Raw genomic sequence first — 2,913 nt, forward strand, 5'->3', positions numbered from 1 at the left:
GTTGCCCACATGAAGCACAGAGGCCTCCCAACAGAGGCCTCGATCACCGGGATTGCCCTGAATGGGCAAAGCGATCTACGCGCCCCATCGTCTATGTGCATCCAACCTCCCGCGAAACGCGGGAACGGGGCTTGATCAGCGTTGCCCTAGGTGGATCATCGGCAGCAGCGACTACCTCGACCTGGCCTTTCAAGCCTGGAAGCAGGCGCGTCAGGACGAGAACGTCATCAAGATCGACGTGCCCCAAGACTCCGAACACGAATTCGATCTTGGCGTGCTGGATGGACTGAATCCGACCGACGGGGCCATGTTTGTGGCTTTCGACGAACGCTTTGGCAACTTCAAGCGCATGGAGCTGATGCAGGCAGCGATGGAACGTGGCTTCAAGCTGGAGCCCTTCATCCACGCCAGCGCAGCCATCGGCTCTGATACGGTCATCGAGCTCAACGTGTTCGTGGGTGCCAATGCTGTCGTCGGGCACGGATGCAAGATCGACTACAACACCGTCATCCATGCCGGCGCGCACCTCGGACCGGCATGCCGCGTCAAATCTTCATGCTGGATAGAAAATGGTGTGCAAATCGGCGCGGGCGTCGAGATCGGCGGCAATAGCATCCTGCGGACCGGCGCCATCGTAAGCGGGGGCGTCAAGGTGGGACGAAGCTGTGAACTTGGCTGGCCGCGTGTCTACGGCGAGAACGTGCCTGCCAAGACCTATTTCGACGCCCGGTACGACAGCCCCATTCATACCTACGAGAGATGACGTTTATGACCTCAAGAAATGAGCAGCTTCGCCAGCGGATTCTAAGTATTGCGGAGCAGGAGCGACCTGCACTCGACAATGTCATTGCGCGCCTACCCGCGATTGCCAACCGCCCTGTATTCCTCGTCGCCCCCGAGTCCTATGCAGGCATGGTGCATGGTCCCAGGGTTGTTGCCGGCCTGCGCCATGTTGTTGCCGCAATTGATGACCAAAGCACCCACCTGGACCGTATTCACGGCGCGCCGCGCTGGAGCAGTCAGGAGTTTCTTGCCAAGGCGGGGCAGTATGCCGATGCGATCGTGATCGATTTCGCTTGCAGCCCACGCGGACGGGCGTTTGCAAATGACCTTTGCGCCAGCGCGGGCATTGAGCAACTGAGCATTGCGCCTTCCGTGGATGCACCGATCCCACGTTTCGAGCAACGCCCACTTTTTCTGATTCAACCGCGCTCGGGCCTTGGCAATATTTATGGCCCACAGATCGTCCAAGACCCCAGCCATGTCATTGCCGCCGTTGATGACCAGCCAGGCGACAGCGACACCGTTCATGGGGTGCCGCGTTGGAGTTCGCGCCAGTTCATCGAACTGGCGGCCCAGCATTCGCAGGCATTGGCCATCGATTTTTCTTACAGCCCCGGAGAATCGGGCTTGGCCCGCAAGCTCTGCGAGCAGGCAGGCATTGAAAGGGTAGATGCCTGCCTGGCCGTTGCGCACTGCGGGCTACCCGCCGTATATGAGCCTGCCCAGGTCTACCGTCAGCGGACGCTTCTGCGCCTGGACGAATTTCTGCGTCTTGCGGATCGGCTGGACGACGATTTAAGCGTTTTTACGCTCTACAGCAACCTGTTGTTCCGCCTGACCTACGATTCCAGCCTTCTGTTGGACTGCTGGGCGACGCCGATCAACGAGTACTTTTCGGAATACGCCGATAGCAGCACATTCCAGTTGGGCCAGCGTGAACATTTCTGCGACGGCGGCGCCTTCCAGGGCCCTATCGTCCGCAAGTTCCTAGAAGCATCCCGCTATCGCTATGAAAGCATCACCGCCTTCGAACCCGATGGCATCAATTTTCACAAATTGGAGGACGTTGCGAGCGCCTTTCCCCTTCACCCGCATAATTTCAAGGCCATCAAAAAAGCCATCTCCAACGAACACACGACGCTGCGCTTCGAGGAGACCGGCACCGTTTCCAGCCATGTATCGCCGGGTGGCGGAATCTCCGTGGCGACCACACGCCTGGACGACGAACTGGAAAAGCTGACGTTCTTGAAGTTGGACATCGAAGGATTTGAAGCCAGGGCACTGGAAGGCGCATCTCACCTCATCCGTACCCAGCGCCCCCGCATGGCGATTTGTGTCTACCACTATGCCCAGGATTTACTGGATATCGTGGAACAACTGGACAAGTTGGTCGATGGCTATCACTTCCGTCTACGCCAGCACTCTCCCGGCCATTACTACGACCTCGTTTTGTATGCATCGCCTGTCGCCGGTGCCGCGCCGCCGCCATGGGCGGAGTAAGCCCAGGAAAATTCACGACTTGGAAAGAACTAGAGCCATCACTTCGCCCACGAAATTTTCACCTCGAACTCGTCCCTTCCCGAATCCACGAACATATCGGAGTTCATGAAAAAGATAGGGTCCGCGCACGCTGTCGGGAATCTGCCAGGCTTATCTACGCAAACATCGACTTGCATAAGCATGATGAAGACCAGTCAGATAACGTCATGAGCCGGGCGGCGACACGTCGGAAAATTAAAATTGCCAGCTCATCCTCGCGTGAGTAGTGTCTTGACTCGGCATGCACGTCATGCATCGAAACGCCCCCTTAGATTTCGACCGATATCATTTCATCGACGCATCTCATCAATACTCTGAAGCGAGGCAACCACCCTGGAAATCTCGGGCAAGACAACGATCGTTCCGGTAGGAGCTCAATTTGCGAATGTTGGCGTTGCAGCCAACGTGGTCACGCAAATTGTCTCCCCTGCCACGAACCAGTACGGCCTCGTGATTCGCACATGTAGTCTGAGTGGCGCTTCATCCGCATAGGCCTTGCCGTTTATGCGGATACATCTGCGCCATCCGGATATTCGGACGGAACCAAAAGGGTGATATTCCTCGGCGTTGCGCCGACGTCCCCCCGTCCTG

The 2,913-nt window shown here is 57.5% G+C and carries 2 protein-coding genes; both read left to right on the plus strand.

What is annotated here, in order from left to right; genetic code table 11:
* The first annotated feature begins 61 nt into the window (after window positions 1–61).
* The gene (locus XAXN_RS14565) at window positions 62–763 is read left to right on the plus strand and encodes an LbetaH domain-containing protein (RefSeq protein WP_241148190.1); all 702 of its coding nucleotides are present in this window, start codon (window positions 62–64) and stop codon (window positions 761–763) included.
* Window positions 760–2,283 (plus strand): FkbM family methyltransferase, encoded by a 1,524-nt coding sequence (locus XAXN_RS14570; protein WP_054320080.1) that lies wholly within the window; start codon window positions 760–762, stop codon window positions 2,281–2,283. Before XAXN_RS14565 ends, XAXN_RS14570 begins: the two co-directional genes overlap by 4 nt.
* The last annotated feature ends 630 nt before the right edge of the window (window positions 2,284–2,913 follow it).

Source organism: Xanthomonas axonopodis, from assembly GCF_001304695.1.
Classification (GTDB): domain Bacteria; phylum Pseudomonadota; class Gammaproteobacteria; order Xanthomonadales; family Xanthomonadaceae; genus Xanthomonas; species Xanthomonas axonopodis.